The sequence below is a fragment of the Microbacterium trichothecenolyticum genome, from assembly GCF_041938625.1.
GTDB classification, from domain to species: domain Bacteria; phylum Actinomycetota; class Actinomycetes; order Actinomycetales; family Microbacteriaceae; genus Microbacterium; species Microbacterium trichothecenolyticum_D.
Genome location: NZ_CP169427.1, coordinates 3,316,620 through 3,342,777, shown reverse-complemented (window position 1 = coordinate 3,342,777; position 26,158 = coordinate 3,316,620). Strand labels below are relative to the sequence as shown.

Annotated in this window: 23 protein-coding genes; 7 read left to right on the top strand and 16 right to left on the bottom strand. The window is 70.0% G+C overall.

The features are described from left to right. Nucleotide 1 precedes the first annotated feature (1 nt). The 3 genes from ACEYYH_RS15490 (at nt 2) to ACEYYH_RS15480 (ending at nt 3,314) form a co-directional block, all read left to right on the top strand. Complete coding sequence (locus ACEYYH_RS15490; protein ID WP_374975221.1) at nt 2–994, top strand: ABC transporter substrate-binding protein; 993 nt, start codon at nt 2–4, stop codon at nt 992–994. 74 nt (nt 995–1,068) lie between these two features. Next, the gene (locus ACEYYH_RS15485) at nt 1,069–2,223 is read left to right on the top strand and encodes an LLM class flavin-dependent oxidoreductase (protein WP_374975220.1); all 1,155 of its coding nucleotides are present in this window, start codon (nt 1,069–1,071) and stop codon (nt 2,221–2,223) included. Further along, nucleotides 2,220–3,314 (top strand): GNAT family N-acetyltransferase, encoded by a 1,095-nt coding sequence (locus ACEYYH_RS15480; RefSeq protein WP_374975219.1) that lies wholly within the window; start codon nt 2,220–2,222, stop codon nt 3,312–3,314. The genes ACEYYH_RS15485 and ACEYYH_RS15480 overlap by 4 nt, the downstream gene beginning before the upstream one ends. Nucleotides 3,315–3,329: 15 nt before the next feature. On the opposite strand, the gene ACEYYH_RS15475 is transcribed toward ACEYYH_RS15480, so the two are convergent. The 12 genes from ACEYYH_RS15475 to ACEYYH_RS15420 form a co-directional block, all read right to left on the bottom strand. Beyond that, nucleotides 3,330–4,805 (bottom strand): MFS transporter, encoded by a 1,476-nt coding sequence (locus tag ACEYYH_RS15475; RefSeq protein WP_374975218.1) that lies wholly within the window; start codon nt 4,803–4,805, stop codon nt 3,330–3,332. Between the two features lie 13 nt (nt 4,806–4,818). Next, on the bottom strand, nt 4,819–5,904 hold the full coding sequence (locus tag ACEYYH_RS15470; protein WP_374975217.1) for an LLM class flavin-dependent oxidoreductase: 1,086 nt from the start codon (nt 5,902–5,904) through the stop codon (nt 4,819–4,821). Further along, complete coding sequence (locus ACEYYH_RS15465; RefSeq protein ID WP_374975216.1) at nt 5,901–6,773, bottom strand: DUF1684 domain-containing protein; 873 nt, start codon at nt 6,771–6,773, stop codon at nt 5,901–5,903. The genes ACEYYH_RS15470 and ACEYYH_RS15465 overlap by 4 nt, the downstream gene beginning before the upstream one ends. Before the next feature lie 56 nt (nt 6,774–6,829). Further along, nucleotides 6,830–8,209, bottom strand: coding sequence for a M20/M25/M40 family metallo-hydrolase (locus tag ACEYYH_RS15460; RefSeq protein ID WP_374975215.1), 1,380 nt, complete (start codon nt 8,207–8,209; stop codon nt 6,830–6,832). Further along, nucleotides 8,206–9,849, bottom strand: a complete 1,644-nt coding sequence (locus ACEYYH_RS15455; protein ID WP_374975214.1) for a dipeptide ABC transporter ATP-binding protein — start codon at nt 9,847–9,849, stop codon at nt 8,206–8,208. Before ACEYYH_RS15455 ends, ACEYYH_RS15460 begins: the two co-directional genes overlap by 4 nt. Next, the gene (locus tag ACEYYH_RS15450; protein WP_374975213.1) at nt 9,846–10,823 is read right to left on the bottom strand and encodes an ABC transporter permease; all 978 of its coding nucleotides are present in this window, start codon (nt 10,821–10,823) and stop codon (nt 9,846–9,848) included. The genes ACEYYH_RS15455 and ACEYYH_RS15450 overlap by 4 nt, the downstream gene beginning before the upstream one ends. Before the next feature lie 11 nt (nt 10,824–10,834). After that, complete coding sequence (locus ACEYYH_RS15445; RefSeq protein ID WP_374975212.1) at nt 10,835–11,791, bottom strand: ABC transporter permease; 957 nt, start codon at nt 11,789–11,791, stop codon at nt 10,835–10,837. A 38-nt stretch (nt 11,792–11,829) separates the two neighbouring features. Continuing rightward, a complete protein-coding gene (locus tag ACEYYH_RS15440; protein ID WP_374975211.1) occupies nt 11,830–13,446 on the bottom strand; it encodes an ABC transporter substrate-binding protein in 1,617 nt (538 codons plus the stop codon). Between the two features lie 340 nt (nt 13,447–13,786). Then, the gene (locus tag ACEYYH_RS15435) at nt 13,787–15,670 is read right to left on the bottom strand and encodes an FAD/NAD(P)-binding protein (protein ID WP_374975210.1); all 1,884 of its coding nucleotides are present in this window, start codon (nt 15,668–15,670) and stop codon (nt 13,787–13,789) included. Continuing rightward, nucleotides 15,667–17,046 (bottom strand): NtaA/DmoA family FMN-dependent monooxygenase, encoded by a 1,380-nt coding sequence (locus tag ACEYYH_RS15430; RefSeq protein ID WP_374975209.1) that lies wholly within the window; start codon nt 17,044–17,046, stop codon nt 15,667–15,669. Before ACEYYH_RS15430 ends, ACEYYH_RS15435 begins: the two co-directional genes overlap by 4 nt. Beyond that, a complete protein-coding gene (locus ACEYYH_RS15425; protein WP_374975208.1) occupies nt 17,043–18,266 on the bottom strand; it encodes an LLM class flavin-dependent oxidoreductase in 1,224 nt (407 codons plus the stop codon). The genes ACEYYH_RS15430 and ACEYYH_RS15425 overlap by 4 nt, the downstream gene beginning before the upstream one ends. 46 nt (nt 18,267–18,312) lie before the next feature. Further along, nucleotides 18,313–18,885: a flavin reductase family protein gene (locus ACEYYH_RS15420; RefSeq protein WP_374975207.1), complete on the bottom strand. Its 573-nt coding sequence runs from the start codon at nt 18,883–18,885 to the stop codon at nt 18,313–18,315. Between the two features lie 130 nt (nt 18,886–19,015). On the opposite strand from ACEYYH_RS15420, the gene ACEYYH_RS15415 reads away from it, so the two are divergent. Together ACEYYH_RS15415 and ACEYYH_RS15410 are read left to right on the top strand one after the other, a co-directional pair. Next, nucleotides 19,016–19,540 carry an NADPH-dependent FMN reductase gene (locus tag ACEYYH_RS15415; RefSeq protein ID WP_374975206.1) on the top strand — a complete coding sequence of 175 codons (525 nt, stop codon included), beginning with the start codon at nt 19,016–19,018 and terminating at the stop codon, nt 19,538–19,540. Between the two features lie 54 nt (nt 19,541–19,594). Then, nucleotides 19,595–21,103 (top strand): YdiU family protein, encoded by a 1,509-nt coding sequence (locus tag ACEYYH_RS15410; protein ID WP_374975205.1) that lies wholly within the window; start codon nt 19,595–19,597, stop codon nt 21,101–21,103. 957 nt (nt 21,104–22,060) lie between these two features. On the opposite strand, the gene ACEYYH_RS15405 is transcribed toward ACEYYH_RS15410, so the two are convergent. Both ACEYYH_RS15405 and ACEYYH_RS15400 read right to left on the bottom strand, forming a co-directional pair. Next, the gene (locus ACEYYH_RS15405) at nt 22,061–22,741 is read right to left on the bottom strand and encodes a hypothetical protein (RefSeq protein WP_374975204.1); all 681 of its coding nucleotides are present in this window, start codon (nt 22,739–22,741) and stop codon (nt 22,061–22,063) included. A gap of 18 nt (nt 22,742–22,759) precedes the next feature. Next, the gene (locus ACEYYH_RS15400) at nt 22,760–22,939 is read right to left on the bottom strand and encodes a helix-turn-helix domain-containing protein (RefSeq protein ID WP_349428261.1); all 180 of its coding nucleotides are present in this window, start codon (nt 22,937–22,939) and stop codon (nt 22,760–22,762) included. Between the two features lie 134 nt (nt 22,940–23,073). On the opposite strand from ACEYYH_RS15400, the gene ACEYYH_RS15395 reads away from it, so the two are divergent. Then, nucleotides 23,074–23,655, top strand: a complete 582-nt coding sequence (locus ACEYYH_RS15395) for a hypothetical protein (protein WP_374975203.1) — start codon at nt 23,074–23,076, stop codon at nt 23,653–23,655. Between the two features lie 11 nt (nt 23,656–23,666). Continuing rightward, nucleotides 23,667–24,923 carry a tyrosine recombinase XerC gene (gene xerC, locus ACEYYH_RS15390; RefSeq protein WP_374975202.1) on the top strand — a complete coding sequence of 419 codons (1,257 nt, stop codon included), beginning with the start codon at nt 23,667–23,669 and terminating at the stop codon, nt 24,921–24,923. Here the strand turns inward: xerC and ACEYYH_RS15385 are convergent. Further along, nucleotides 24,920–25,339: a hypothetical protein gene (locus tag ACEYYH_RS15385; protein ID WP_374975201.1), complete on the bottom strand. Its 420-nt coding sequence runs from the start codon at nt 25,337–25,339 to the stop codon at nt 24,920–24,922. The two genes, xerC and ACEYYH_RS15385, sit on opposite strands and share 4 nt — an antisense overlap. Before the next feature lie 3 nt (nt 25,340–25,342). Then, nucleotides 25,343–25,936 carry a DUF433 domain-containing protein gene (locus tag ACEYYH_RS15380; RefSeq protein ID WP_374975200.1) on the bottom strand — a complete coding sequence of 198 codons (594 nt, stop codon included), beginning with the start codon at nt 25,934–25,936 and terminating at the stop codon, nt 25,343–25,345. Between the last annotated feature and the right edge of the window lie 222 nt (nt 25,937–26,158).

The following is a 26,158-nucleotide window of genomic DNA, read 5'->3' as shown; positions in this document are numbered from 1 at the left end:
CATGGCAGTCAGCAAGAAGCAGGGCATCGCGATCGGCGTCGGCGTCGTGGCGGTGGCCGCGATCACCGGCGGCATCGTCTGGGGCGTGAACCAGAACGCGCCGGCCGAGGCGGCAGCCCCGGCGCTCTCCGCGTCGTCGGCGAACGTCGCGACCGACGACATCCAGTGGGTCCGCCTCGATGAGCCCGTGGCAGAGGCGGTCGCCGCGCTCGAGGCCAGCGGCTTCGAGCCGATTGAGCCGGGCAAGCTCACGGTGGCCCACTCGGCGTACGTCCCGCCGCTGGGCTACATCCCCGAGGGGGAGACCGAGGCCGCCGGCACCGAGCCCAACATCGGCGCGCTGATCGCCGACGCGCTCGACCTCGAGTACAACCCGGTCGTGGTGGCGTGGGCGGACTGGCCCCTCGGCATCCAGTCTGGCAAGTACGACCTCATCACGTCGAACGTCACGGTCACCGAGGAGCGCAAGGAACTCTACGACTTCGCGAGCTACCGAGAGGACCTGCTCGGGTTCTACGTGAAGTCCGACAGCGACATCGAGAAGATCGAGGAGGCCGCCGACATCTCGGGCCTCAAGATCGCGGTGGGCTCGGGCACGAACCAAGAGCAGGTGCTGCTCGCCTGGAACGAGGAGCTCGAGGATGCCGGTGAGGAGCCGGCCGAGCTGCAGTACTTCGACGACAACGCCGCGACCGTGCTCGCCCTGCAGTCGGGCCGCATCGACGCCACCTTCGGCCCGAACGCCACCTCCGCGTGGTCCGCGCGTGAGACCGGCGACACCAAGCTGGTGGGCCTCGTGCCCGGCGGCTGGCCGCTGACGGCCAACATCGCCGCGGCGACGGCCAAGGGCAACGGCCTGATCGAGCCCGTCAACATCGCGCTCAACCACCTCATCGAGAACGGGCAGTACGACGAGGTCCTGGAGATCTGGGACCTGGAGTCTGAGCGCGTCGAGACGAGCGAGATCAACCCCGCAGGACTGCCCAAGTCCTGATCGCACGAATCCCGGCCGGGCCCGCTGAGAGCGGGCCCGGCCTCTTTCCCTCCGCGCACACTCAGGAGCCCCTCATGTCCCGCGTCCCCCTCTCCGTCCTCGACCTGTCGCCGTTCGGAGCGGGACAGAAGGCCGCCGACGGGCTGCGCGCCTCGATCGCGCTCGCCCGACACACCGAGCGGCTGGGCTACCACCGCTACTGGCTCGCCGAGCACCACTTCAATCCCGGCCTGTCGGGCTCCGCGCCGCACGTCCTGCTCGCGGCGATCGCCGCTGCGACCGAGCGCATCCGCATCGGCACGGCGGCGACCATCATCGGCAACTACTCGACCGTGCAAGTGGCCGAAGCCGCGGGCGTCGTGGCCGCGCTGCACCCGGGACGCTTCGACCTGGGAATCGGCCGCTCCGGCAATCGCAGCGCGGCGCAGAGTCCGCTGATCGAGGATCCGGCCGAGCAGCGGGTGGTGGACGGGCTGCTCCTGCCGCGGCCGCGGCCCTTCGCATTCGAGTCCGAGCGATTCCTCGTCCACGCGCGTCTGCTCGGGCGCACCGACGACGACGCCGACCGGTTCGAGCAGGACGTGGCCGACATCCTCGCCTTCATCGACGGAACCTACACCGCCCCGGAGAAGGTGGCGATCCACGCCACTCCCGCCGAGGGAGCCGACATGAGCGTCTGGATCCACGGCTCGACGGCCGGGCCGAGCGCCCGGCTCGCCGGCGAACTCGGGCTGCCGTTCGGCGCGAACTACCACGTCGCCCCCGCCTTCATCCTCGACGCCGTCGCCGAGTACCGCGCGTCGTTCCGTCCCGGTCGCATCGCAGCGCCCCATGTGATCGTGTCGGTGGACGTGGTCGTCGCAGATACGGATGCCGAAGCCCGCCGGCTCGCCGCGGGTTACGGTCGATGGGTGCACAGCATCCGCGCCGGACAAGGGGCCGTCCCGTTCCCGTCGCCGCTCGACGCCAGCGTCAACCCGCTCTCCCACGAAGAATTCGAGGTCGTGCGCGACCGCGTCGAGACGCAATTCGTCGGCTCGACCGACACCGTCGTCGAGCGGCTGGAGACGTTGCAGCGCGTCACGGACGCCGACGAGCTGCTGGTCACCACGATCACGCACGACCCCGATGACCGCGAGCACTCGTACGCCCTCCTCGCTGATGCGTGGGGGACCGGCGAGACGGGCGAGCGCGAGCCGCGGGCTGCCCCGGCGGGGGTGCTCGCGTGAGCGTGGGATCGGTCGCCGTGACCGGCGACGGGGCCGTGGCTTCGGCATCCGTCCCCGCTGACATCACCATCCGCCTGGTGCGCACCGAGGAGTACGAGCGCGCTGGCGAGGTGACGGCCGAGGCGTACCTGTCGAGCTACGGGGAGCTCTCCGATGAGTACGTCGCCTCGCTTCGTGACGTCGCGACCCGCGTGCGCGGCGGCGATGTGTGGGTGGCCGTCGAGCCGAGCGGCGAGATCCTCGGGACGGTGTGGATCGCGCGTCCGAACCGGCCGCTCGCGGAGGTCGCCCGACCCGGTGAGACGGACTTCCGGCAGCTTGCCGTGGCTTCTGCCGCCCGCGGCCGAGGCGTCGGTGAGGCGCTCACCCGCCACGTCATCGACCTCGCGCGCGAGCGGGGTTCGCACCGCGTCGTGATGAACAGCGGTCCGGGGATGACCGGTGCACACGCGCTCTACGCGAAGCTGGGCTTCACACGGCTGCCCGATCGTGAGGGTGCGTGGGAGGTGCAACCCGCCCGCTGGATCGAGCTGTACACGTTCGGCTACGACCTGGCACCCGAGCCCGCGGAGGCCTCGCCGGGCGAGCGAGCATGGAGGCTTGAGACCGTCCGCTGGGACGACCCGCGCGCTGAGGCCCTGCGCTCCGAGATGGACGGCGAGATCTCGCCCCGCTACGCGGATCGGCTGACGGACGCTGCACCCGCCGCCGAGGAGGCCCAGCGCGCGTTCGCAGTCGATCCCGGCACGATCGTCGCGACAGTGCTCGTCGTCGACGAGACGGGCACGGCGGTCGGTCACGCGGCGCTGCGGGATCTCGTCCACGACGGCACGCGCGACCTCGAGGTGAAGCGCGTGTTCGTGAAGCCGCGCGCACGCGGCACGGGCGCGAGCCGGGCACTGATGGGCGAGCTCGAGCGCATCGCGCAGGATCGCGGCGCGAGCCGCCTGATCCTTCAGACCGGTGACCGCCAGCACGACGCGGTGGTCCTCTACGAACGGATCGGGTACCGCCCGATCCCCATCTTCGAGCCCTACAGGGCGTTCGCCTTCTCGCAGTGCTTCGCGAAGGAGCTCGCGCCGCCGGTGTGAGGCGGGAGCCGTCGCTCACATCCGGGCGGTGGTTCGCGAGCCGCCCCGCAGGGGCGCCGCCGCTTCGGCGCGAGTGCCCGCCCGCCGGAACACAGGGTCTGCAGACACGACCAGGGCCACCGCCGAGCCCACCGAACACGTCACCAGCGCGGCATGCAAGGTCGCGGCGGTCGCCACACCAGAGGAGGTGAGCAGGATGCCGGTGGCCAGGGCCACCAGAAATGTCGCGGCCAGTCGCTGCGTGAGCTGGAGGAACGACGCGGCGACGCCGTGCAGCTCGGCCGGCGCAAACGAGAGGGTGGTGGCGCGCACCACCGGCTCGACGAGCCCGCCGCCGACGCCCAGCCCGATCTGCGCCGCGGCGGCGACGACGAACAGCACACCTCCCGGCAGGAGCGGCGCAGCCACCGCGAGTCCCGCGAAGAGCACTGCCTGCAGCCCGAGACCCAGCCCCACCGTCACCGATGACCCGAGACGCTCCACGACCCGCAGGCTGAATAGCGACCCGCCCAGCCGGGCCAGGGCGCCCGGCGCGAACACGAGCGCGATCACCAGCGCCGACAGCGCAGGTGACTGGAGGAAGTAGAGGGTCACTGCCGAACCCGCCGCCATGCCGCTGCCGAACCACAGCAGCGCGACGACGTTTCCCACGACGAACCCGCGTGACCGGACTAGCGGCGGGGAGAACAGCGGAAGTCGCCCGCGCCGCGCATAGCGGCGCTCCCATTGGAGGAGCACGAGCCCCAGCACCACCGCGGCGCCGGCGACCGCCAGCCCGGCCAGCCCGGAAAGACCGGGCTCCACGACGGGCAGCGTCAGCGCCACCACTACGAGGCACAGCAGCACGATGCCTGGCAGATCGAGCCAGACGCGCCCCGAGGTCGCCGCATGGGCGCGGGGCCCCGGCATCCCTCGCCATCCGAGCACGAATGCCGCGACCACCAGAGGCAACGGCGTCAGCAGCACGAGGCGCCACGCGGTGTCGGCCGGGAACAGCCCCAGCAGCGCGGCGGCGAGCACGGGGCCGAGGACGCCCGCGAGACCGCCGACCGCCGTGTAGGCGGCGAGGGCGCTCAGGCGCGACGTCCCGGTGAACAGGTCCTGGATGGCGCCGAGCACCTGCGCGCTGATGACGCCGGCGCCGAGGCCCTGCACGAACCGCGCACCGATCAGCACCGCAATCGTCGGCGCGACCACGGCGGCGACGCCGCCAACCAGGAAGGTCCCGAGACCCACGAGGAACAGCAGCCGGCGCCCGTACACATCGCCGAGCCGTCCCGATGGGATCAGCCCGAGCCCGAACGTCAGAGAGAACGAGGCCAGCAGCCACTGCACACCCGCCGTCGAGCCGCCCAGCGACGAACTGACGGCTGGCGCGGCGTACGTGATGACGACGGCATCGAACAGCGTTGCGAAGCCCGCCGCCAGACATGCCCAGAGCGCGGGCCGCGCGCGGGATCTCCGCGCGGAGCCCGCGCCCTGAATTGTCATGAACCCGCCGGAGTCAGACTGCGGCGAGCTCGGGCGTCCGCTGACCGAGCGGGTCGGCATCCGTCCACAGCGCCGTCGGGAACTCCCGCCGCAGCACCGGCGCGACCTCCAGCGCGAACCGCTCGAGGATCTCGAGCTGCTGTGCGATCGGCACCGTCGTGGGCAGGCTGATCGACTGCAGGTCGTGCCCGAGCCGGCCATGGAACCGGGCGATCTTGTCGATCACCTGCTGCGGCGTGCCGACGAGTGCTGGACCTTCGGCCACGGCGTGCTCGATGTCGCGGAACGGAGTGTTGTTTCCGGGCACGTTGGTGGCGGCGACGATCGCGTCGTACACCGGCCCGTACTGGGCGATGGCCTCTTGCGTCGTGTCGGCGATGAAGAGCGCCCCCGAACCGGCGGCGACGAACGCGCCCGCCGGATCGTGGCCGTGCCGCGCATACTCGGAGCGGTAGTGGTCGACGAGCACGCCATAGTTTTCGAGCGGTTGGATCGCGTTCGCGCTGAACAGCGGGTCGCCGAACTTCGCCGCGAGCCCCGCCGAGAAAAGGGTCGTCGCCGACCCGTGCCACACGCGGGGCGCGCCGGCGAACGGCCGCGGCAGCGTCGTCACGCCCGACAACGGCCGCGTGAACTCGGTGCCCGGCCAGGTGACGTCCTCCTCCCGCCAGAGCGTCCGCAGCAGCTCGTACTTCTCCGCTAGGAGCTCCCACTGGTCGTCGATGTCGAGCCCGAACAGCGGGAACTGAGCGACCTCATTACCCTTGCCGATCGTGATGTCGAGGCGGCCTCGTGAGAGCTGGTCGATGGTCGCGTAGTCCTCAGCGACGCGCACCGGGTCCAGCACCGAGAGCACGGTCACTCCGGAATTGAGACGGATGGTGCGAGTCCGGGCGGCGATCGCCCCGAGCAGCACCGTCGGCGATGAGGAGATGAAGTGGCCGGCATGGCGTTCGCCGATGGCCACAGCATCCAAGCCCAGCTCCTCGGCGCGGATCGCCTGCCGCAGGGTCTCGGCGAAGCGTTCGGACGGCGAGACCTGCCGCCCCGTGATGGGATCGGCGCGGTAGGGAACGATGTCGAGAAGCTGGAACCTCATGCGGCGACCCCCGGCGCGACGAGCTCGGCGCTCGAGATGACGCGGGCAAGCGGCTTCTTCTCGCCGGCCTCGATGCCGATCGGCAGGCGGTTGCCCTGCGGCGGCAGCGGGCACGTCGCGAAGTCGGTGTATGCGCAGGGCAGGTTGACGGCGCGGTTGAAGTCGATCGTGGTCCAGCCGTCGGCGTCCGGGGCGTCCACGGCCAGCGAACGGTTCGCTGCGTACGTGGTGATCCCGCTCGTCGCGTCGGTGAACAGGACGAGGAGGGAGCCGGGTGGCTTGCCCTCGAAGGCGGTCAGCGCGAATTCCTCGCCGCGCCACGAGAACTCCAGTACACCCGGGGCGTCGTACACATGAGTGAGCCCGTCGACCGCGGCGCCGACCTCGGTCGGCCGCGGGGCGTCGAACGGGAGGAAGCGGGCGGCGACCCGCCAGCGCGGGTTCGGCACGTATGTCGGGGTACCCGCGTACTCCGCGAGGAACGGGTGGTCGGCGCGACGCGGACGCAGAATGGTGTGCCCGCCGCGGATCGCGATCTCGACCGCGCCGGCGACGTCGCCGTCCGTGAAGGTGGGGGTGACGCTGCCCCGCTCGGCGATCGCGCCGAACGCGTGCGTGCCGGTGATCTTCTCGCCCTCGAGCGTCAGGCTCTCGCCCTCGGCGAGCTCGACGACCGCGCCGCCGCTGCCGAGACGCCAGGTGCCGGGAGCGCCGGGCAGCGTGATCGGGTCGGCACCGAGCCAGTGCAGGCCGGTGATCGCAAGAAAGCCGAGGGAGTCGGCGCGCCGCGTCTCATGCGTGCGGTGCCAGTCCTCCCACTCGCGTCCGAACTGGGCGCGGTCGATGTCGGTGTTGAGCGTGGTGGTCATGGGTCCTCCTCGGTGGATGATGGGGAACGATGCCGCGACCCTCGCGGTGTTCCCGGTCAGGCGGTTGCCGGCTCGGTGACGCGGGTCTTCGTGGCGGTGCTCGTGTCGGCGTGGAACGAGCGCACGGCGTGGTCGAGTGCGTCGACCGTGAGGGCGATCGAGTCGAGGTCGATGCGCTCGTCGTTGCCGTGGAACAGGCGGCGGAAGGTGCCGTAGTCCCAGCGTTCGCTGAGCACGCCGAAGCCGTAGGCCGGGATGCCGCGGCGACGGTAGAACCGGCCATCGGTGCCGCCCACCCCGAGCATGGGCAGGAGCTCCGCCGTCGGGTAGGCGCGGCGCACCGCGCTGCCGAGTGCGTCGAACAGGGGAGTGTCGATCGGCGAGGCCGTCGACTCGCCGAACCAGTCGCCCTCGATCTCGACGTGCTCGATGAGGTCGCCGAGCGCGTCCCGGATGAGCCCCTCGACGTCCTCGCGGGTGACATCGGGCAGGATCCGGATGTCGAGCTGCACGGTCGCAGTGCCCGGAATGACGTTGCCCTTCTCGCCGGCGCGCACGATGGTCGGCGAGATCGTCGTGTGCGTCGAGGCGTGCGCGAACCCGCCGAGGCTGCCGAGGTGTGGCAGGCCGTCGTAGAACCTCGCGGGGTCGGTCAGGGCGGTGCGGGTCGCGGGTTCGATGTCCAGTGCCTCGGCATACGCGCGCCATTGCGGCGTGATGACTGTCGTGCCGCGGTGCCGCGCAAGGCGGGTGACGGCCTCGGCCGCGATGACGGCGGCATTGCGGGATCCCCAGGGGGCCGAGCCGTGACCGGGCGCACCGGTCACGCGCAGCAGCCGTCCGGCGCCTCCCTTCTCACCGACCATGACGCCGAGGTGAGGCTGCGCGCCCGCGTGCGCGCCGCCGGACTCGGTCAGCACGTAGTCGGCGTCGATGAGGTCGAGACGGTGTTCAGTGAGCCAATCCACGCCGAAGCGGCTGCCGTTCTCCTCGTCGGCGACGGCGGCGAAAATGAGGTCGCCGCGTGGGCGGAAGCCACCCGTCGCGATGGCCCGGGTCACGACGGCGTACGCGGCGGTGAGGTTGAGCATGTCAATCGCGCCCCGGCCCCACAGCACGCCGTCGACGATCTCGCCCGCGAACGGGTCACGCGACCAGCCGCCCGGCTCGACCGGCACGACATCGGTGTGGCCGACGAGGGCGAGGGACGGCGCGGTCGGATCCGTGCCCTCGATGCGGATGATGAGCGACGCGCGGCCCGGATGCGGCTCCACCACGACGCCTTCGAGCCCGGACCCCTCGAAGAACCGCTGCAGCGTGCGCACCTGCAGGTGCTCGTGGCCCGAGTCGGGCGTGCCGTCGTTGACGGCCGCGTTGCGGATCAGCTCCTGCAGCAGCTCGGTCGTCTGCTGCGCCGGTGAGCCCTGGGCGCTCATGCCGCGGCCCCTTCCGCGAGCACCGGCGGCGACAGAGTCGACCCCGGGATCGCCTCGATCAGCCGTCGCGTGTACTCCTCGCGCGGCGCACTGAGCACCTGCGCGGTCTTGCCCTGCTCGACGACCCGGCCCTGTTGCATCACCGCCACGCGGTCGGAGATCTCGCGTACCACCGCGAGATCGTGGCTGATGAACAGGTACGACACCCCCGAGTCGCGCTGCACAGCTGCGAGCAGGTCGAGGATCTGCGCCTGCACAGAGACATCGAGCGCCGACACGGCCTCGTCGAGCACCACGAGGTCCGGACGCAGCGCGAGGGCGCGGGCGATCGCCACGCGCTGCCGCTGACCGCCTGAGAGCTCGGCCGGGCGCCGCGACGCGGCGCCTCCGGGCAGCGCCACCTGGTCGATCAGTTCGCGGACGCGGCGCGCACGCTCCGCCTTGTCGACGCCGTAGGCGCGCAGCGGCTCGTCGATCACCTCAGCGATCGTGAACCGCGGGTCGAGCGAGGCGAACGGGCTCTGATAGACGAGCTGGAACCGCCGGCGCAGGGCACGCAGCTCCTCGCGGCCCGCGGCGACCAAGTCCTCGCCGTCGAAACGGATGCTGCCCGCCGAGGGCTTCTCGAGGCGCAGCGCCAGTCGCGCCGTCGTGCTCTTGCCCGATCCCGACTCACCCACGATCGCAAGCGTCTCGCCGCTGTCCACGCGGAACGACACGTCGTCGACCGCGACGAGCTTCCCGCGTCCCGGAAGAGAGAATTCCTTGCGCAGACCCGTGACCTCGAGGAGCACCGGGGTCGCGTCATCCTGTTCCGTCCGGAGGGGTCGCTCGCTCACCTGAGCAGCATCGCCGCGCAGCCCGGGTGCCGCGGCGATGAGCGCGCGCGTGTAGGGATGTTGCGGGTCTTCGAGCACCTGGCGTGCCGGACCCGTCTCGACGATCTCGCCGTTCTGCATAACGATGATGCGGTCGGCGCGGTCTGCGGCGACGCCGAGGTCGTGTGTGATGAGCAGCACGGCGGTGCCGAGCGTCGACGCCAGGGTGTCGATGTGATCGAGGATCTGCTTCTGCACCGTGACGTCGAGGGCGCTGGTCGGCTCGTCCGCGATCACGAGCTGCGGCTCGGCCGCCAGTGCCGTCGCGATGAGCGCGCGCTGCTTCATGCCGCCCGAGAACTGGTGCGGGAACTGCCTGGCGCGGGCTTCGGGCTCACCGATCCCGGCGAGGCGCAGCAGCTCGACGGCCCGTGCGTCGGCGCCGCGGCGGGTGGCGAGCCCGTGGATGACGAGCGGCTCGCCCACCTGGCGTCCGACGCGCTTGACCGGGTTGAGGCTCGTCGTCGGATCCTGCGGGATGAGCCCGATCGCGCGGCCGCGCACCTCACGCCACGCCCGGCGCGAAAGGCCGGTCAGGTCGGTGCCGTCGAAGACGATCGAGCCGGCGTGGACCGAGGCGTTTGAGGCGAGCAGGTGGATCACGGCGTGCGCGGTCGTACTCTTGCCCGAGCCCGATTCGCCCACGATCGCCACGACCTCGCCGCGGTCGACGGTGAAACTCACGTCGCGGACGGCCGGGCGCGGCTGCCCGCCCAGCGTGTACGAGACCGACAGGTTCGAGACCTCCAGGAGCGCCGTCATCGGATACCTCCATTGCGCTCGAGGGCGCGCGAGATGCGGTTGGCCGACAGCACGACGGCGACGATCACGAGGCCCGGCAGCGTGGTGAGCCACCACGCCACGGCGAGGTAGTCGCGTCCGCCCGCCACGAGTGATCCCCACTCGGGTGTGGGCGGCGGCGCGCCGAAGCCGAGGAACGACAGCGACGAGATCGCGAGCACCATGACGCCGAACTCGAGGGCGGCCAGCGCCACGACCGGGCCGGACGCGTTGGGCAGCACGTGACGGCGCAGCACGGTGTACCAGCGCACGCCCGAGACGCGGGCGGCCTCGACGTAGACGGCGGTGGCGATCTGCAGCACCTCGGCGCGCATGACCCGGGAGAAGGATGCGATGCTCGCGAGTCCGACCGCGATCGCGACGTTGAGCGTGCCGAAGCCGAGCGCGGTGATGAGCGCCAGCGACAGGAGCAGGCTCGGGATCGCGAGCAGCACATCCATGAAGCGCATGATCGCGTCGTCCACGAACCCGCGGAGGAAGCCGGCGAGCAGGCCGAACAGCGACCCGACGGCGAGGCCGACGATGACGGCAACGGAGGTCGCGGCCAGCGACGTCGACGCCCCATAGACGACGCGGGCGTAGAGATCGCGACCGAGGTTGTCGGTCCCGAAGACGTGCTCGGGGCTCGGCGGAAGTAGCCGATCCTGGGGGATTCCCACGTTGGGATCCCAGGCGGTGAACCACGACGGCACCAGCGCCCACAGCGTCACAAGGGCGAGCACGAGGATCGACGCGACCAGGGTCGGCTGCTTCAGCAGCGCGACGATGGGCTTCAGCGCAGAGCGGCGGGTGGCGGCACCTGTTCGCTCTTCCTCGAGGGCCGCCGCGAGCGGGCCGCCCGACGAATCGGCGTCGGAATGAACGATCGACGCGACGAACGGGTCGTGCGGCTCCTGGGTGCGCGCGGGCGGGGAAAGCACGTTCTCGACGGTCATGACTGCTCCTGTCAGGCTGCGACGAACGCCGTGCGGGCGAGCGTGATGCGGCGGTCGATGAGGGGGTAGACGAGGTCGACGACGAGGTTCGCGATCACGAAGACGAGGGCGGCGAAGACGACCACGGTCTGCACGACGGGCACGTCGCGGTTGTTGACGGCGGTCACGACGAGGCGGCCGATGCCGAGGCGCGAGAACACCGTCTCAGTCACGACGGCACCCGAGAGCAGGCCCCCGATGAGCACGCCGACCATCGTGAGGGACGGAATCGCCGCGTTGCGGAACGCGTGGCCGAGCTGCACGCGGCGCTCACTCGCTCCCTTGGCGCGCACGATCTCGACGTACGGCTGGGCGAGGGTCGACCGCAGGCTCCGTGACAGCAGCTGCGCGATGAAGGCGCCCGAGGGGATCGCGATCGTGGCCGCGGGCAGCACGAGGCTTTCGAATCCTTCGTTGCCCATCGACGGGAAGAGCCGGAGGCGGAACGAGAAGGCCTGCAGCAGCAGAAGTCCGATCCAGAAGACCGGGATCGAGACGCCCAGCGGCGGCAGCGACGACAGCAAGTTGCGCAGCCACTGGGCGCGGGCGAGCGATGCCGCCAGCGCGAGGACGATGCCGAACACGACCGACAGCACGAATGCGAAGGCGGTGAGCGCGAGCGTCGGGGGCAGGGATTCCAGGAGGAGATCGGATGCCGGTCGCCCGGTCTGCGTCGACACCCCGAAGTCTCCGCTCAGCGCCTTGCCGAGGGCGACGAGGTACTGCTCGTACAACGGGCGGTCGAGCCCGAGCTCGCTGCGGAGCTGCGCCACGAGCTCGGGGTCGATGGCCTCCTGGTCGCCGCCGCCCGCGAACAGCGTCGCGGCGTCGCCCGGCAGGAGGTAGAGGATGAGGAACGAGATCGTGTACGCGGCCCACAGGACGATCACGCCCTGCCCGATCCTTCGGACGATGTATCGACCCCACATGTCTCGTCCCTCATCCCTTTCGTTGTGCCCGTGCGGGCTTACTCGGCGATCCAGGCGTCGTAGAAGTCCAGGCGGCTGGATGCCTCGAAGCCGAGACCCTGCACCTTCGACGCGGCCGTGATCGTGGTCGACAGCCGGTAGATCGGGATCGAGTAGCCGCCGGTGATCAGCAGCCCGGCAGCCTCGTCGACGACCTTCTGACGCTCGGCAGGGTCGATGATCGCCGCCTGCTCGTCGAGCAGCTCGTCGATTTCGGCGGGCTCGGTGCGCTTCGTGGCGTTGCTTGTGCCGCTCACTGAGAACACCGTGCGGAGCACGTCGGGATCGGCCCGTGTCAGGTTGCCGTACGAGAAGTCGTACGTGCCGTCGGCGTTCGCGGCGGTGACGTCGGCGATGCTCGCGAAGGTCAGCTGCAGGTCGACGCCGATCTGGCGCAGCTGCTGCTGCACGAGCTCGAGCACCTCCTTCGGAGACTGCCAGTAGGTGACGTGGAAGCTGAGCTTCTCGCCGTCCTTCTCGCGGATGCCGTCTTCGCCCTCGGTCCAGCCCGACTCCTCGAGCAGCTCGGCGGCGGCGTCCGGGTCGTACTCGAGCACGTCGCTCAGGTCGGTGAAGTAAGGGGTCGACGAGGCGAGCGGCGACACGGCCGGCAGGTCGTCGGGACCGAGCAGCGTCGCGGTGATCTGCTCGCGGTCGATGCCCTTCTGGATCGCGAGGCGCACGTTCTCGTCGGCGAGCTTCTCGGTCGACTGGTTCGCGTACAGGTTGTAGACCGAACCGGGGTTGGCGCGGTTGAGCGACCAGAAGTCGTCGCCCTCGAACAACACGGCGTCGGCCGTCGCGATGCCGGTGGTCGCGTCGATCTGCCCAGACTGCAGGCTGCCCGTACGGTTGCCCGACTCGGGAACGACCTTGTACGTGACGGTGTCGAGGTACGCCTCGCCGGTGTGGCCGGCGGTCGACGGGCCCCACTCGTACCCTTCGCGGCGCTCGAGCACGGCGCCCTCGTTCGGCGTGTAGCTCTGCACCGAGAACGGACCCGAGCCGATGTAGTCGCCGAGGCAGCGGTCGGCCTGGCTCACCGCGGCGGTCGCCGGCGACAGCAGGCCGAGGGTGAAGGTCGACGTGGCCTGCAGGAACTGCGCGTTCGGCTCGCTGAAGTTGACGGTCACTGTCTGGTCGTCGACCACGTCGATGCTCTCGAGGTCGGCGAGGTACGACGAGCCGAGCGTCGCCTTCGCCCCCAGCGCCTGGATCGCCTCGAAATTCGTCTTGACGGATGCTGCGTCGATCGGCTCGCCGTCGGCGTATGTGGGGCCCTCCTGGAGGGTGAACGTGAAGCTCGTCGCGTCGCCGTTCACCTCCCACTCGTCTGCCAGCCACGGCAGGATCTCGCCCGTCTCGGGGTCCTGGATCGTGAGCGAAGCGACGGTCTGCCGAGCGATCGCGATCGCGTCGTTGTTGCCCACCTGCTGCGGGTCGATGCACTGGCTGTCGACCGAGATCGCGAAGGTGAGGTTGCCGCCCGTGACAGGCTCCGCCTCGGCGGATGCGGTCGGGGCGGGGTCGCCGGCGCCGGTCGCGCACGCGGTCAGCGTGAGCGCGACGACGCCGATCGCCGCGAGCGCGGCGGTGCGGGTTCGGGTGAACGACATGGGTGTCTCCAGAAGCTGTGGCGGGAAGTCGCGGCGGGGGTGCCGGCTCGTGATCTCAGCGTGTCCGAACTGCGGGGCGGACCCCGAGGGCGCGTGTCACACGCCGTGAAGGTCGGTTGCGCGCGGTCACACGCCGTCACGCGGCGTCATGTAGGGCCCGGTCGTTGAGCGAGCGAGGTACGCGGTCGTTGAGCGAGCTCGCGAGTCGCAACGCAGCGACGAAACGCACGCACCCGGCGTAGTCGTCGGCTGAATACGCTTCGTCTTCGGCGCTAGAGCGGCCTTCGCTCGACGACCGGTGCTGGGGCAGGGTGGACGCCCGGAAAATGTGTGCGGCCAGTTACGGCGCGACGGGCACGGCGAGGTCGAGGCAGGCCGCGATGGCACCGGCGACCGCGTCGGTCTGCCGCAGCGACAGGGAGTTCGCCCCGGGCCGGGTGAACGCTCCCGCCTCGGTCTGCGACGTGAACGGCCCGATCGCGAAGAGGGTGTCGTGCGGCGAGCCGTCGGGTCGCAGCACGCGCCCATCCTCGCCGACGCGCACGCGGCCGAGCGAGCCGTCGTAATCCTCATCGGCGACCCGCAGCTCGCTGCCGTGCACGGTCGCGAGCTCACGCAGCGCGACATTCGTGCTGAGGGCCGCATCGGCAGCCGGAAGCCACGCGTCCACGAGCGCACCGGCGACCGTCTCGCCGGGAACGCGGGCGCTGGATGCGGCGAACCCGCGTTGCTCGACGGCGACCGTGAGTTCGGGTCCCAGGAAGCGCACCACCTCCGCATCGGCGAGGGCGAGCAGTTCCTCGAGCCGATGCGGCGGCGGTCCGCTCGCCAGGTAGCTGAAGAAGGTGTGCCAGCGGACCGGCAGCGTGTGTGCGCGCGTGCGCGCATTCCAGCGTTCCTTCGGGATCTCCGACAGCGCCATGAACGACAGCAGTGCCGCCATGAAGACGCCCTGGGAGGGGCTGCGCTCCTGGCTCGTGCGCAGCAGCAAGTCCTCCGTGATGTGGGCGCGCACCCTGCGGTGCACCTCGTCGGCGTCCGCGAACGTCGCGCGGGCGAAGGGGCGATCGAATGCCGCGACGTCGAACCGGTCCAGGGGATCGGGCACGACGGCGGCGATGGCGTCCCGAAGCGCCGGGTCGTCCCACGCGTGCGTCTGCAGCACTGACCGGAAGTCGTCCCAGGTGGTGGCCACCCGGTCCGGGTGCCCTGTGAAGAGCTCGCGGTAGTGCCCGTGCAGCAGCTCGCCGGCGATGAGCGGCCAGGCGTCGCGGTCGAAGTCCAGGGGCCGTGCCGCGCGCTGGAGGTCGGCGATCGCCTCCGGCGTGAGCACCTCGCGCAGCGGCGCGTCGCCCTGCAGCGTTGAGGTCACCTTGGAGCGGTACGGCACGCCGCGCCGTGAGCCGATGTGCAGCCGGGGCTCGCGTCCCGATGCCAGGTAGCGGAGGGCGCCGTCGCCGTCCCGGTCGAACCGGCCGCCGCGTCCCTGGGTGAGCAGCACCACGAGATCGACGGCCGCGAGGCCCATTCCGCGCACGATGACGTCGCCCTGCTCCGGCAGCACGGAGAGGTCCGCATCCGCGGTGAAGGCCGGGCCCACGTACACGAGTCCCTCGCGCAGCGCGGCCGCCGCAAGCGCTGCAGACGCCGGATCGGGCTCCCGCTCGGTGTGGCCGAGGCAGTAGGCCACAGCATCCGTCACGATCTCGCCTCCGCTTGCGAGCGAGACGGTGTGCCGCCCCGACGGCGCCGGCCGCACCGACGTCACCGTGTCCGCGTGCAGGCGGATCGTCACACCCCGTGGCGCGTTCGCCGCAGTGCGGCGGAAGAACCAGTCGAGGTAGTAACTGTGGAGGCGCCTCGTCGGGAAGCCCTCCGGCGCCAGGGCGCGTGCCTCGGCGGCCGACAGCTCGTCGAGGTCGACGTCAGGAAGGTCGCCCGCGCGCCAGAGCTCGAGCCACTCGCTGAGCGAGGGACCCGGATGCACCGGCCCGTCGATCGTGCAGCTGTCGTCGGTGAACACCGTGACGTCGCGCGTCATCGAGTTGAGTTTCAGCAGCGGCGACTGCGCGTGGCGCCAGATGCGGCCGGCACCGGGAGGGTGCGGGTCGACGAGGTCGATCTCGATCTGAGTGTGGTCGTCCGCGCGCGCCAGCACGCGTTCGAGGAGCATGATCGCCCGGGGGCCGGCTCCGACGAACAGGAGGCGCGCGCGATCGCTCATCGTGCAGCGAGAGCCGGTGCGGACTGTGCTCGAGCTGTTTGGGGCGCCGGGAGGCCGAGCAGGTCACGAAGCGTCGCGCCCTGCTCGTACGACTGGCGGTACGAACCTCGCTCCTGCAGCAGCGGCACGACGCGCTCGGCGAACTCGTCCAGGCCGTGGGGGGTCAGGTGGCCGACGATGGTGAAGCCGTCGGTCGCGCGCTCCTGCACATAACGATCGATCTCCGCCGCGATGTGGGCGGGCGTGCCGACGAAGGTGTGCTGAGCGGTGAGACGGATGACCAGCTCGCGGATGCTGAGACCCTCGGCCTCCGACAGCTCGCGGAGCTTCGCGATGCGTGCCCGCACCGCCGCGTGCCGGTTGGCCCAGCCGCGCGCTGTCTCGGATCCGGTGTCGGGGTCGACGTCGGGCAGCGGCCCATCGGGGTCGTATCCGCTCAGGTCGCGGCCCCACACCTGCTCGACGTACGTGAGCGCGACCTCGGGTCGCACCTGCTGCAGCGCGATCTCGCGCGAGCGCTCCCTGGCCTCCTTCTCGGTGTCGCCGATCGCGAAGGTCGCCGCCGGCAGGATCTTGAGCGAGTCCTCACCGCGGCCGTACCGGGCGAGCCGGCCCTTGACGTCGTCGTAGAACTCTCGCGCGTCCTCGAACTCCTGATGCAGCGAGAAGATGACCTCGGCGTGCTCGGCACCGAAGGTGCGGCCGTCGGCGGAGTCGCCGGCCTGCACGATGACGGGCCGCCCCTGCGGCGATCGGGGCACATCGAACAGCGCGTCGACATCGAACTGCGCGCCGCGGTGGCGCACGCGTGCGGGCACGCCGTCGTCGAGGAACACGCCGGTCGCGGCATCCGCCCGCACGCCGTCTTCAGGCCAGGAGTCCCAGAGCTCCTTGGCGAGCTGTGCGAACTCACGCGCCCGCTCGTAACGATCGGCGTGGTCGAGGTATCCGCCGCGGCGGAAGTTGGCGCCGTGGAAGGCGTCGGAGCTTGTCACCGCGTTCCAGCCGGCACGGCCGCCCGACAGGTGGTCGAGGGTCGCCAGCTGCCGCGCGAGCTCGTACGGCTCGTTGAACGTCGTGTTGAGCGTGCCGACGACCCCGACGTGCTGGGTGATCGCGGCGACCGCGGCGAGGATCGACAACGTGTTCGGGCGGCCCAGCACGTCGAGCTCGTGGATTCGGCCTTTGTGCTCGCGCAGGCGCAGTCCCTCGGCGAGGAAGACGTAGTCGAACAGCCCGCGCTCGGCGGTCGCGGCGAAGTGCTCGAACGACGCGAAGTCGATCTGGCTGCCCGCGGTCGGGTCGGTCCAGACGGTGGTGCTGTTGACGCCGGGGAAGTGGGCGGCGAGGTGGATCTGACGGATGCTGCGGCTCACAGCGCGACCTTCTCTCGGACGTAGCGGCTCTCGGGGCGGGCGAGGTCGAGGCGCGCACGCAGCGTGCCGGCGCCGTCGTCCTCGCGCAGCGTGCGGATGGACCGCAGCAGCGGCACGACCTTCTCGGCGATCGCCACGACGTCGGCGGGCTGGCGGGCGGGCCGCAGGCGCACCCCGTCGACACCGGCGGCGGCCAGTTCACGCACCGCGTCGGCGACGTCGCCGGCTGTGCCCACCACGATGCGCGCGTCGGAGGTGAGCGGCGCGCCGTCCCACTCGTCCAGGCGAGCCACGGCGCTCCCTGCTGCCGCCTCGGTGTCTTCGATCAGCACGACGAGGTCGGCGTAGACCCGCAGGCGTTCGTCGCCCGTGCGCAGATCGTCGGCCGCGGCATCCAGTTCCGCGCGGATGGCGTCCAGCTCGAAGCCGGGGCGGCCGCCTGCCTCGTGGGGCGTGGTGAAGACGAGGTCGGCATGCGCCGCGGCGAGCCGGTAGGGCACCGTCTGGTGCGCGAGGACCGTGAGCAGTGGCCGTCCCTGCGGCGACCGCGGCACGATCGATGCCCCGGTGACCGCGAAGAACTCGCCTTCGAACTCGATGTTGTGCACCCGGTCGGCGTCGAGGAAGCGGCCCGTCGCGGCATCCCGGATGATGGCGTCGTCCTGCCAGGAGTCCCACAGCCGCGACAGGATGTCGGCGAACTCACCGGCCTCGCGGAACGCCGCGAGGATCTCGGGGGAGTCCTCGACCCGGCCGGAGGCGGGGATCGCGTCCACGCCCGCGGCGCGGCGCCCGAAGTTCGCCCGCTCCGCGGCGGAAGCTCCCGCGACCAGGCGCACGCCGGCGCGGCCGCGGCTGGCGAAGTCGAGAGTCTGGATGCCCGTCGCGACATGGAACGGCTCGGTGTGCGCCGTCGTCACGGTCGGTACGAGACCGATCCGGCGTGTCAGCGGTGCGACGAAGGAAGCGATCAGGACGGCGTCGAGGCGGCCGCGGACACGGTCACGCCGCAGGCCCTCGAGCGGCTCGAAGCGGTCGGTCAGCGACAACGCGTCCTCGATCGTCGCCAGCGCGACTCCGCTGTCATCGGCGGTGCGCAGCAGATCGCGCCAGTAGGCAGGCGAGGTCAGCTCGTGGGGACGCGCGGTGGACTCGCGCCAGGCGGCGGGATGCCAGCCGGCGCGCTCGAAGGCGATGGCGATATGCACCTGTTCGGTCACGGTCCTTCTTTCCTCTCGCTCGGGTTCTGATGTTGATGCGCGGGCGTCAGCCCACGCGGGAGTGGTCGCCCAGCCGATGCCAGCGGCGGTTGTGATAGACCAGGGCACCGCCCCCGGTGGTGTTGGACTCCTCCCGGGCGATGTGCGCCTGCACCGCGTGTGCGGCGATGACCGTCGAGCCGCCGGCATCCATGCGACTGACCACGGCGCACCGCACCCACGCCCGCACCCCGCGGAAGACCGGCTCGCCGGTGGGCAGCGGCGCCCACGACTCGGAGTCGGCGAATCGGTCGACGCCGCTCGTCGCTCCCAGGCGTGCGAGGTCGATATCGTCGGCGTCCAGCAGATGCACGACCACGGAGTCGGCCGCGAGGATCGTCGGCGTCGACGACGAGATCGACGACACCGAGAACACCAGCAGGGGCGGATCGGCGCTGACCGACGACACGGACGACGCGGTGAGCGCGACCGGACCGCCGGGGCCGGTCGCCGTGATGACGGCGACGCCGCTGGGGTGCCCCCGGAAGAGCGTGCGGAACTCCGCCGGCGCGATCGCGCCGCGGATCGAACGCGTCGCGGGATGCTGGTCGGTCGCGGAAGCACTGGGGAGAGCGGTCATGGCACGACGGTAGGCGCGGCTCCCCGGCCAGGGCGGGGTCGGAGTGAAACACGAGGAAACGCGCCGTCATACGGCGGCGCATGAGGTCGTCGAAGGTGCTGATCCCGTCGCGATCGGCTTGCATGGGGGCATGTCGAGCATCGTCGTTCTTGTGGGAAACCCTCAGCCCTCGTCACGCACGCGCCTGGTGGCCGAGGAAGTCGCCGAGCGGATCGCCGCGCGATCCGGAGCTCAGGTGAGTGAGACGATCGACCTCGCCGACGTCGCACCGCTACTCTTCCGCTTCCCCGACGACACGATCGACGACCTACGGCGCCGGGTCACGGCGGCCGACCTCGTCGTCGTCGCAAGCCCGACCTACAAGGCGACGTACACGGGGCTGCTCAAGGCGTTCCTGGACCGCTTCGACGCGGGCGAACTGAACGGCGTGACGGCGGTTCCCCTGCTCACGATCGGCGCGCCGACCCACGCGCTCGCGGTCGAGCACAGCCTGCGCCCGCTGTTGGTCGAACTCGGAGCATCCACACCGACGCGGGGCATCGCATTTCCCGCTTCCGAGACCGACCGCCGCGCAGAGGCCATCCAGGGGTGGCTCGATACGGAATGGCCCGCGCTGGAGCGCGTGCTGGGCGCGGACGCCACCGTCGCACGGTGACGGCCGAGGGGCGGGGATGCGCAGGGCGGCGCGCGCGATGGGGCTGATCTCATGATGACGGATGCTGCGTCCCGCGCCGCGACGAACGCGACGCTAGATCTGCCGGCCTGCCCGCCACGGCTGGAGCAGACCTGGGCCGAGTCGTTCCCCGAGCTGTCCCGCCCCGTCACCCCGGTGCGGCCCCCCGACCCCCGGATTCTCGTGCTGGGAGCGGAGGTCGCGCGCGACCTCGACCTCGACCCGGCTTACCTCGGCTCCGCCGAAGGCCTGCGTTTTCTCACCGGCGAATCATTTCGTCACGACCGGCCGCCCGTCGCCCCGATGTACGCCGGGCACCAATGGGGCGTCTTCAAGCCGGTCCTGGGCGACGGGCGCGCCGCGCTTCTCGGGGAACGTCGCGACAGCCACGGTCGCCTCCGCGATGTGCACCTCAAGGGCATCGGGCCGACGCCGCTCTCGCGCATTGATGGGTACGCGGTCGTGGGCCCGATGCTGCGCGAATTCCTGATGGGCGAGGCCATGCAGGCCCTGGGAGTTCCCACGACTCGCATGCTCGCGGTGGTCGCCACGGGCAGACCCCGAGAACTCGACGGCTCCGCCCTGCCCGGAGCTGTTCTCGCGCGAACGGCATCCAGTCACGTGCGGTTCGGCTCGTTCGAGTACGTGCGCGCGCAGGGAGACATGGCGCTGCTGCGCCGCCTCGCCGACCACGTCATAGCTCGACACTATCCGCAGGCGGCCGAGGCGCGGCATCCGTATCGGGCCCTGCTCGAGGAGGTCGTCGGTGCGGTCGCCGCGCTCACAGCAGACTGGATGCGCCTCGGCTTCGTGCACGGCGTGCTCAGCACCGACAACGTGCTCGTGGCCGCCGAGACCGTCGACTACGGGCCCTGCGCCTTCCTGGACGCCTATGAGCCGGGCGCGCACTTCAGCTCGATCGACCGGTTCGGGCGCTACGCGTACGACCGGCAGCCGTCGATCATGCGGTGGAACCTGGAGCGGCTCGGCGATGCGATGTCGCCGCTCCTCGCGGATGAGACGGCAGCGGGGGAGGCGGTCGGGGCGGAGATCGTCGCCGAATTCGATGCGCAGTACCAGCGACGCTGGGCGGAGGCCTTCCGCACGAAGCTCGGCTTGGATGTGCGGGTTAGAACGGCCGACGCCGCCGCGCTCGTCCACGACGCGCTCAGTCTGCTCGCCGAGCACAGGGTGGACTTCACGGGATTCTGGCGGGATCTCGCGACGGCGGTGGAGCGCGATGACCGCGCGGTGCGGGAGCGATTCCTCGGGCCGGTTCCCGAGCTGGATGCCTGGCTGGTGCGGTGGCGTGCGCTCGCGCCCGATGCCGCGATGATGCGTGCGGTTAATCCTCGCTACATCGCCCGCAATCACATCGTCGAAGAGGCGCTGCAAGCGGCGAACGAGGGTGACTTGACGCCGTTCGGGCAGCTGCTCGAGCTGCTTCGCAACCCTTACACCGAGCGCCCGGGAAGTGAGTACCTGCGGTTCGCGCGGCCGGCCCCGACAGGGACCGCACCGCACCGCACGTTCTGCGGCACATGAAGAGGCTCGCCGCGCCCGTCGCTAGTCGGCCAGGTCATTCTCTGCGGCCAGCTCGCTTCATCAGTGCCTGCCGGCTCAGCTTCGTTCGAGCGCTCAGGGCGACCCAGCTCTGCCCGCGATCCCTAAGCCAGGACACGAGTTGATCACGTTCTTCTAACAACCGTGCCTCATCACGGTGGAGCCTCTCCAGGTTCCGGCTAAGAGCGCTCAAGCGATCAAGCCCTGCCCGTGCGTCGCCCAACCTTCGGTCCAGTCGGCGGTGTAGAGCGGCTCGTTGTTCTAACTCCCGCTGTTCCCGCTCAGCGCGATCCAGTGCCTCGAGTTCCCGCGCTTGCGCGGCTTCCCGCTTGGAATTCCGGCGCCCGCGAGCCATGTAACCAGGTTGTCAGGCGACCCCAGTGATCGCAAGGCATCGCGGACTGCCACTGAACAGTGCCTGCGTGCATCGCGGTTTGGTCCTGGTCGAGTGCGGGCTCGTCAGCTGTGCGGATTCGGATCGCAGCTCGCCGGGCGACTTGCTGTTCAGTCGGCGTGTGCTTCGAGCGAGGAAGCGGTACGGGGTGAGCGTGTGACCTCTCTTCGTTGACCGGCGAAAGCGAGAAGACTGGATGATGGCTGACTGGCACGCGATTATGGCTGCGCTGCAACACGATGCGGCGCGGGGTATCGGATGAGTGAACACACCGACGCAATCAGCCGACGACTCCACCGTCTATGTCCGATCGCACGGGTCGCGCGGAGGCGCCGTCGCGGACTACGAACCCTGCTTCATCGGCGCCACACACGGCCTTCCACCGACATCAGCCCGATCAGCGGTCGGGTGCGGTGAAGTGCCGGGACCCGTGGAGTACCGCAGCCCCGGAGCGCCAGCGGAGGGGCGAGGATACGCCGCGAAAGCCCGGCACGGCGCCGCGCGCGCCCGCTAGACTCTCGGCCTCGGTGGGCCGGTTTCCGGGTCTAGGCGACCGACGCCTTCCCGGGGCGATGGGTGCAGACGGCACAGGTTCCGTCGGCGACGAGTTTGTGGCCATCCAGGTTGCAGTCCCACGCCCGGCTGGGGATTGGCCGGGGACCGGCTTCAAACGCCGCTCTGGCGCGAGCGCACGCGCCGCACGGCTGTCGGGTGCCGCCCGGATGCTTCGCGCAGTGAGGGGAGGGCGCGTTATGCGTCACGTCACGGGAGTCGTCACCCGTCGCGTAGGCAGACGCTCTCTTCAAACTCTTCAACTGGCCTGTGCCTACGTTCATCGTCACGTCACGCGTAACGGCATCGGGTATCTCGGTGGAGTGTGCGGCCGCGCGCTGACGATCGCGGTAGGCCTTCTGGCGGCGTCGGGCGCCGTCGCGGTAGCGCTCGACCTCCTCGGCCGTCGACTGGTGGAGGTCCTCTGACCAGCCGGGAAGGATGTAGCCATCGTCGGTGCGGCGCCAGATGCCGGCGGCCTGGAGCTCATCGAAAGCGCTCTGGTCTTCGCCGTCGGGGTGCAGGTACTTGGTGTAGCGGGCCGGGATCGCACCGTCGGTTCCCTGTCCGTTGCACCACATCAACGCGCCGGCGAGGATGCGGAATGCCCGGTCGCTGAGGTTGTCGATGCGGATGCTCCCCAGCCACTCGGCGGGGAGACGTGCGTCGACCATGATGATCGCGCGCCGACGTCAGGACTCGACGCCGAAGACGCGCAAGAGGGCGGCGCGCGGGATCATCCGGCGAGGTCCCAGCTGCACCGTCGGGATCGTGCCGCGCTCGACGCCGGCCTTGATCGTGCGGTACTCGACGCCGACCAACGCGGCGGCGTCTTTGTATGTCAGCGCCAGCGAGTTCTCCGAACGGTTCATGATCTGTACCAGCCTCTCGTGAGCCACCTTTGACAGCGAGTGCCCACACCGTAGCACGCGGGTGAGCCATATGTGTCATGAATGCGGCATGTCGCACCTTGCTCACCATTTCGCGACCTGTCATGATGACGATCATGGTGAAGCTGGAGACCGCCGACGTGAGCCCGGAGCGCGTGGAGGTGGGCAACGGCGTGAGCGTCCCGCGTTCATGGACGGCGATCGTTCGAGACGAGCCTGGTGTCCCCGGCGCCATCCGTGTGCGGGTGGAGTTCGATCCGCGGCTCGCGCGGAGCGCCGCGGTGTCGGTGACGGTCGACCGCGCGGGAGAGGGTGACGAAGTCACCAGCCTCACCCTGCGAGAGGTGCGCGTGCAGGCCGCACTGCAGGCGACAGGCCTCCTAGTTTCCACAGTTGCCGACGGTTCCAAGGCACCCGTCACTGGTGCGGCGTACGTTAGGCGCATGCGGGAGCGGACGGGTAGATCAGCTGCCGAGAATGTGGTCGACGCGGCAGCGACGTATCGGCTTGCGGTGGCAGTCAACCTGCCGCCGCTGAAGACCGTGTCGGACTGCCTCGGCGTGAGTCAGAGCACTGCAACACGGTTGATGAACCGAGCGCGGGTCGACGGTTTGGCTGCTGGCATCCGTCTCCCGGATGCAGATGCGACCGGCCCCGTTGTCGGCCCGTCTCGAACCAGAGGGCCATCGATCAACTGAGGAGCGGCAGCATGGCACGGCGCGTCAACCACGAAGGGACTATCTCGGCTTACACGACGCCGTCAGGGGAGACGCGCTATCGGATCGCATACTGGGTCGCGCGTCCAGATGGGGAGATGGTCCGGCGGTTCCGTCGGGGGTTCGAGACCGAGCGTGCAGCGCGCGAGGAGGTCGCAGCGCTGCAGGTGGATATCCGGCGGGGTGTCCATGTCGAGGAGACGCGGGAGACGCTCAACTCCTACTCCACGAAGTACTTCGACGGACTTCGAGTGCGGCCTACGACGCTCGCCGGCTACCGGAAGCACTACCGCGTTCATGTCGAGCCGGCGGCGCTCGGGCGCACGCCGCTGAGCGAGATCACCAAGGATCAGTTGAACCGGTACTACCGCCAGTTGGAGCGCGACGGTAGGAGAGACCGGGGACACGTTGGCGAGCCCCTCGGTGCGGCAACTATCCGGCACATCCACGTGTTGGTGTCACAGATGCTGCAGCACGCGCTGGAAGACGGGCTGGTGCGGGTCAACGCCGCCAAGCGCGCCTCGCCGCCGACCAAGCTGGAGGCGGCGCCACCCGAGATGATGACCTGGTCAGCGGAGGACGCCCGACTGTTCCTCGATTGGTCGGAGTCGAGCGGCGACTACCTCTGGCTGGCGTGGCTCACGCTGCTGGGCACCGGTATGCGTCGGGGCGAGTTGCTCGGGTTGCGTTGGAAGGATGTGGACCTCGAGAACAACGTGATCACGATCGCCCGTGCGATGTCGTACGTGAAGGAGTCAGGCAAGAAGCCGGTCATCGATTTCCACGCTACTAAGAGCGGCCGCGTGCGGAATGTCGACATCGACGCGCGTCTGGCGACCACGCTTCGCTCAAAGCGCGACATGCTGCGCGCGGTGGCGCCGGAACTGGCGCGAGGCGAGCAGCTCATCTTCTGCAATCGATTCGGCCGGCCGCACAACCCGACCCAGTTCTCCCGCCAGTGGCGCGAGCGTATGGCCAAGGCCGCGGAGGCCCACCCGGATCTCGATGCCTTGCACCTGCATGAGCTGCGCCACACGCACGCCACTCTCCTGCTGCGTGCAGGAGTGCATCCCAAGATCGTCTCCGAGCGGCTCGGGCACGCCGACATACAGACGACGCTGAACACTTACTCGCACGCCGTTCGCACACTGCAACGCGGCGCCGCCGATCTGGTTGGGACGCTGCTGGCGCCGATCGGGAAACCGCCTACTGCAGACTCCGCGGATGGCTCGCACCTCGTAGGGCACTAGAGCGAGCTGATCGGGACTACCTCGCTGAAGAGCTGATGGTGTTCTCGCCCTGATGCCTTCGGGCGGAAAGCCGTTGGCGCGGACGGTGCGTTGTCGCTGATGAAGGCCACGGTTTCCAGGAGTGTCGCTCCCGTGCGTGCCAGCTTCGACAGGCCACCGCCGGTTGCCTGCCTCAGGCCGACCCAGTGGCATGAACCCGCCTTGATTGCTCTGACTTCGTCGGGGACGGTGAGTTGAGCGCGGTCGACCGTAATGAATACGTCGACGTCGCGCGTCGCGATCTCGCGAAGGAGCGGCACGTCTTTGGTCCCCTTGAGACCCTCGGTCATGTAATCGAGGAAATCATGGGTCTTGAAGACGGAGCGAAGCGGTTCTAAGACCTTGGGGCTGAGGCACTCATCTAGGTAAAACCGCATGCGTCACGCTGCCTCGAGGCCTTGCGCAAATCGGAGCGCCGACCGAGCCGCGTCCGGCGTGACGCTGGGGTAGTAGTCCCCGATGTCCTCCACCGGTACGGAACCGTCAGCGACTAGGTCCGCGACCGCATCGAACGGAACGCGTGTGCCCTCAATCGTCGGCCACCCGCCGAGTCTGGCAGGCTCGACCTCGAGGAATGGGGCAGGGCGTCGCAGGTCGGCGACGTGTTGTCCGGCGCGATTGGTGAACTCGCTCAGGACGTCCTCGAACGTGGCGAGAAGCGTCTGACCCGGATGCTTCACCGCGTCCATCGCGTTGTCTCCCTCTCGCCATAGGACGATCGAATCTCCGTCGCCGAACCATTTGTAGTCCGCGGGGTGGTCGAATGGTCCCCGCTCCTGAAGCGTGCGCAAGGCGCGGCGAATCTGTTGCAGAGGGAGTTCCTGCCGCAGTCGGGCGAAGGTTCGCAACGCGTAGATGTCTCGGAACGAGTACAGCAACGGGCGCCCGGACGACTTGATCTCCGGCACCAACACGTCGGTGCGGCGCCAGTATGCGAGCTGCGCGATCGTCGTGCCGCTCAACTTCGACGTCAACGGAATCGTAAACATCGCGCCCCACCCCCTCGAGCGAATTGTGTCAGTCGACTGCCTTATCTTCGCGGATTGCGCGGACCTCGGCGTGCCAGCGTCGTGCCGCGCACGTGGATCGGTGTTGTGATTGCCGCTTTACCCGACGACGCATCTCCGAAAGCGGGCAAGGGCGAGGCTTGTCGGGTCAGGCACGGCCGGGGCTTCGATGCGCCTTGAAGGCAGGGT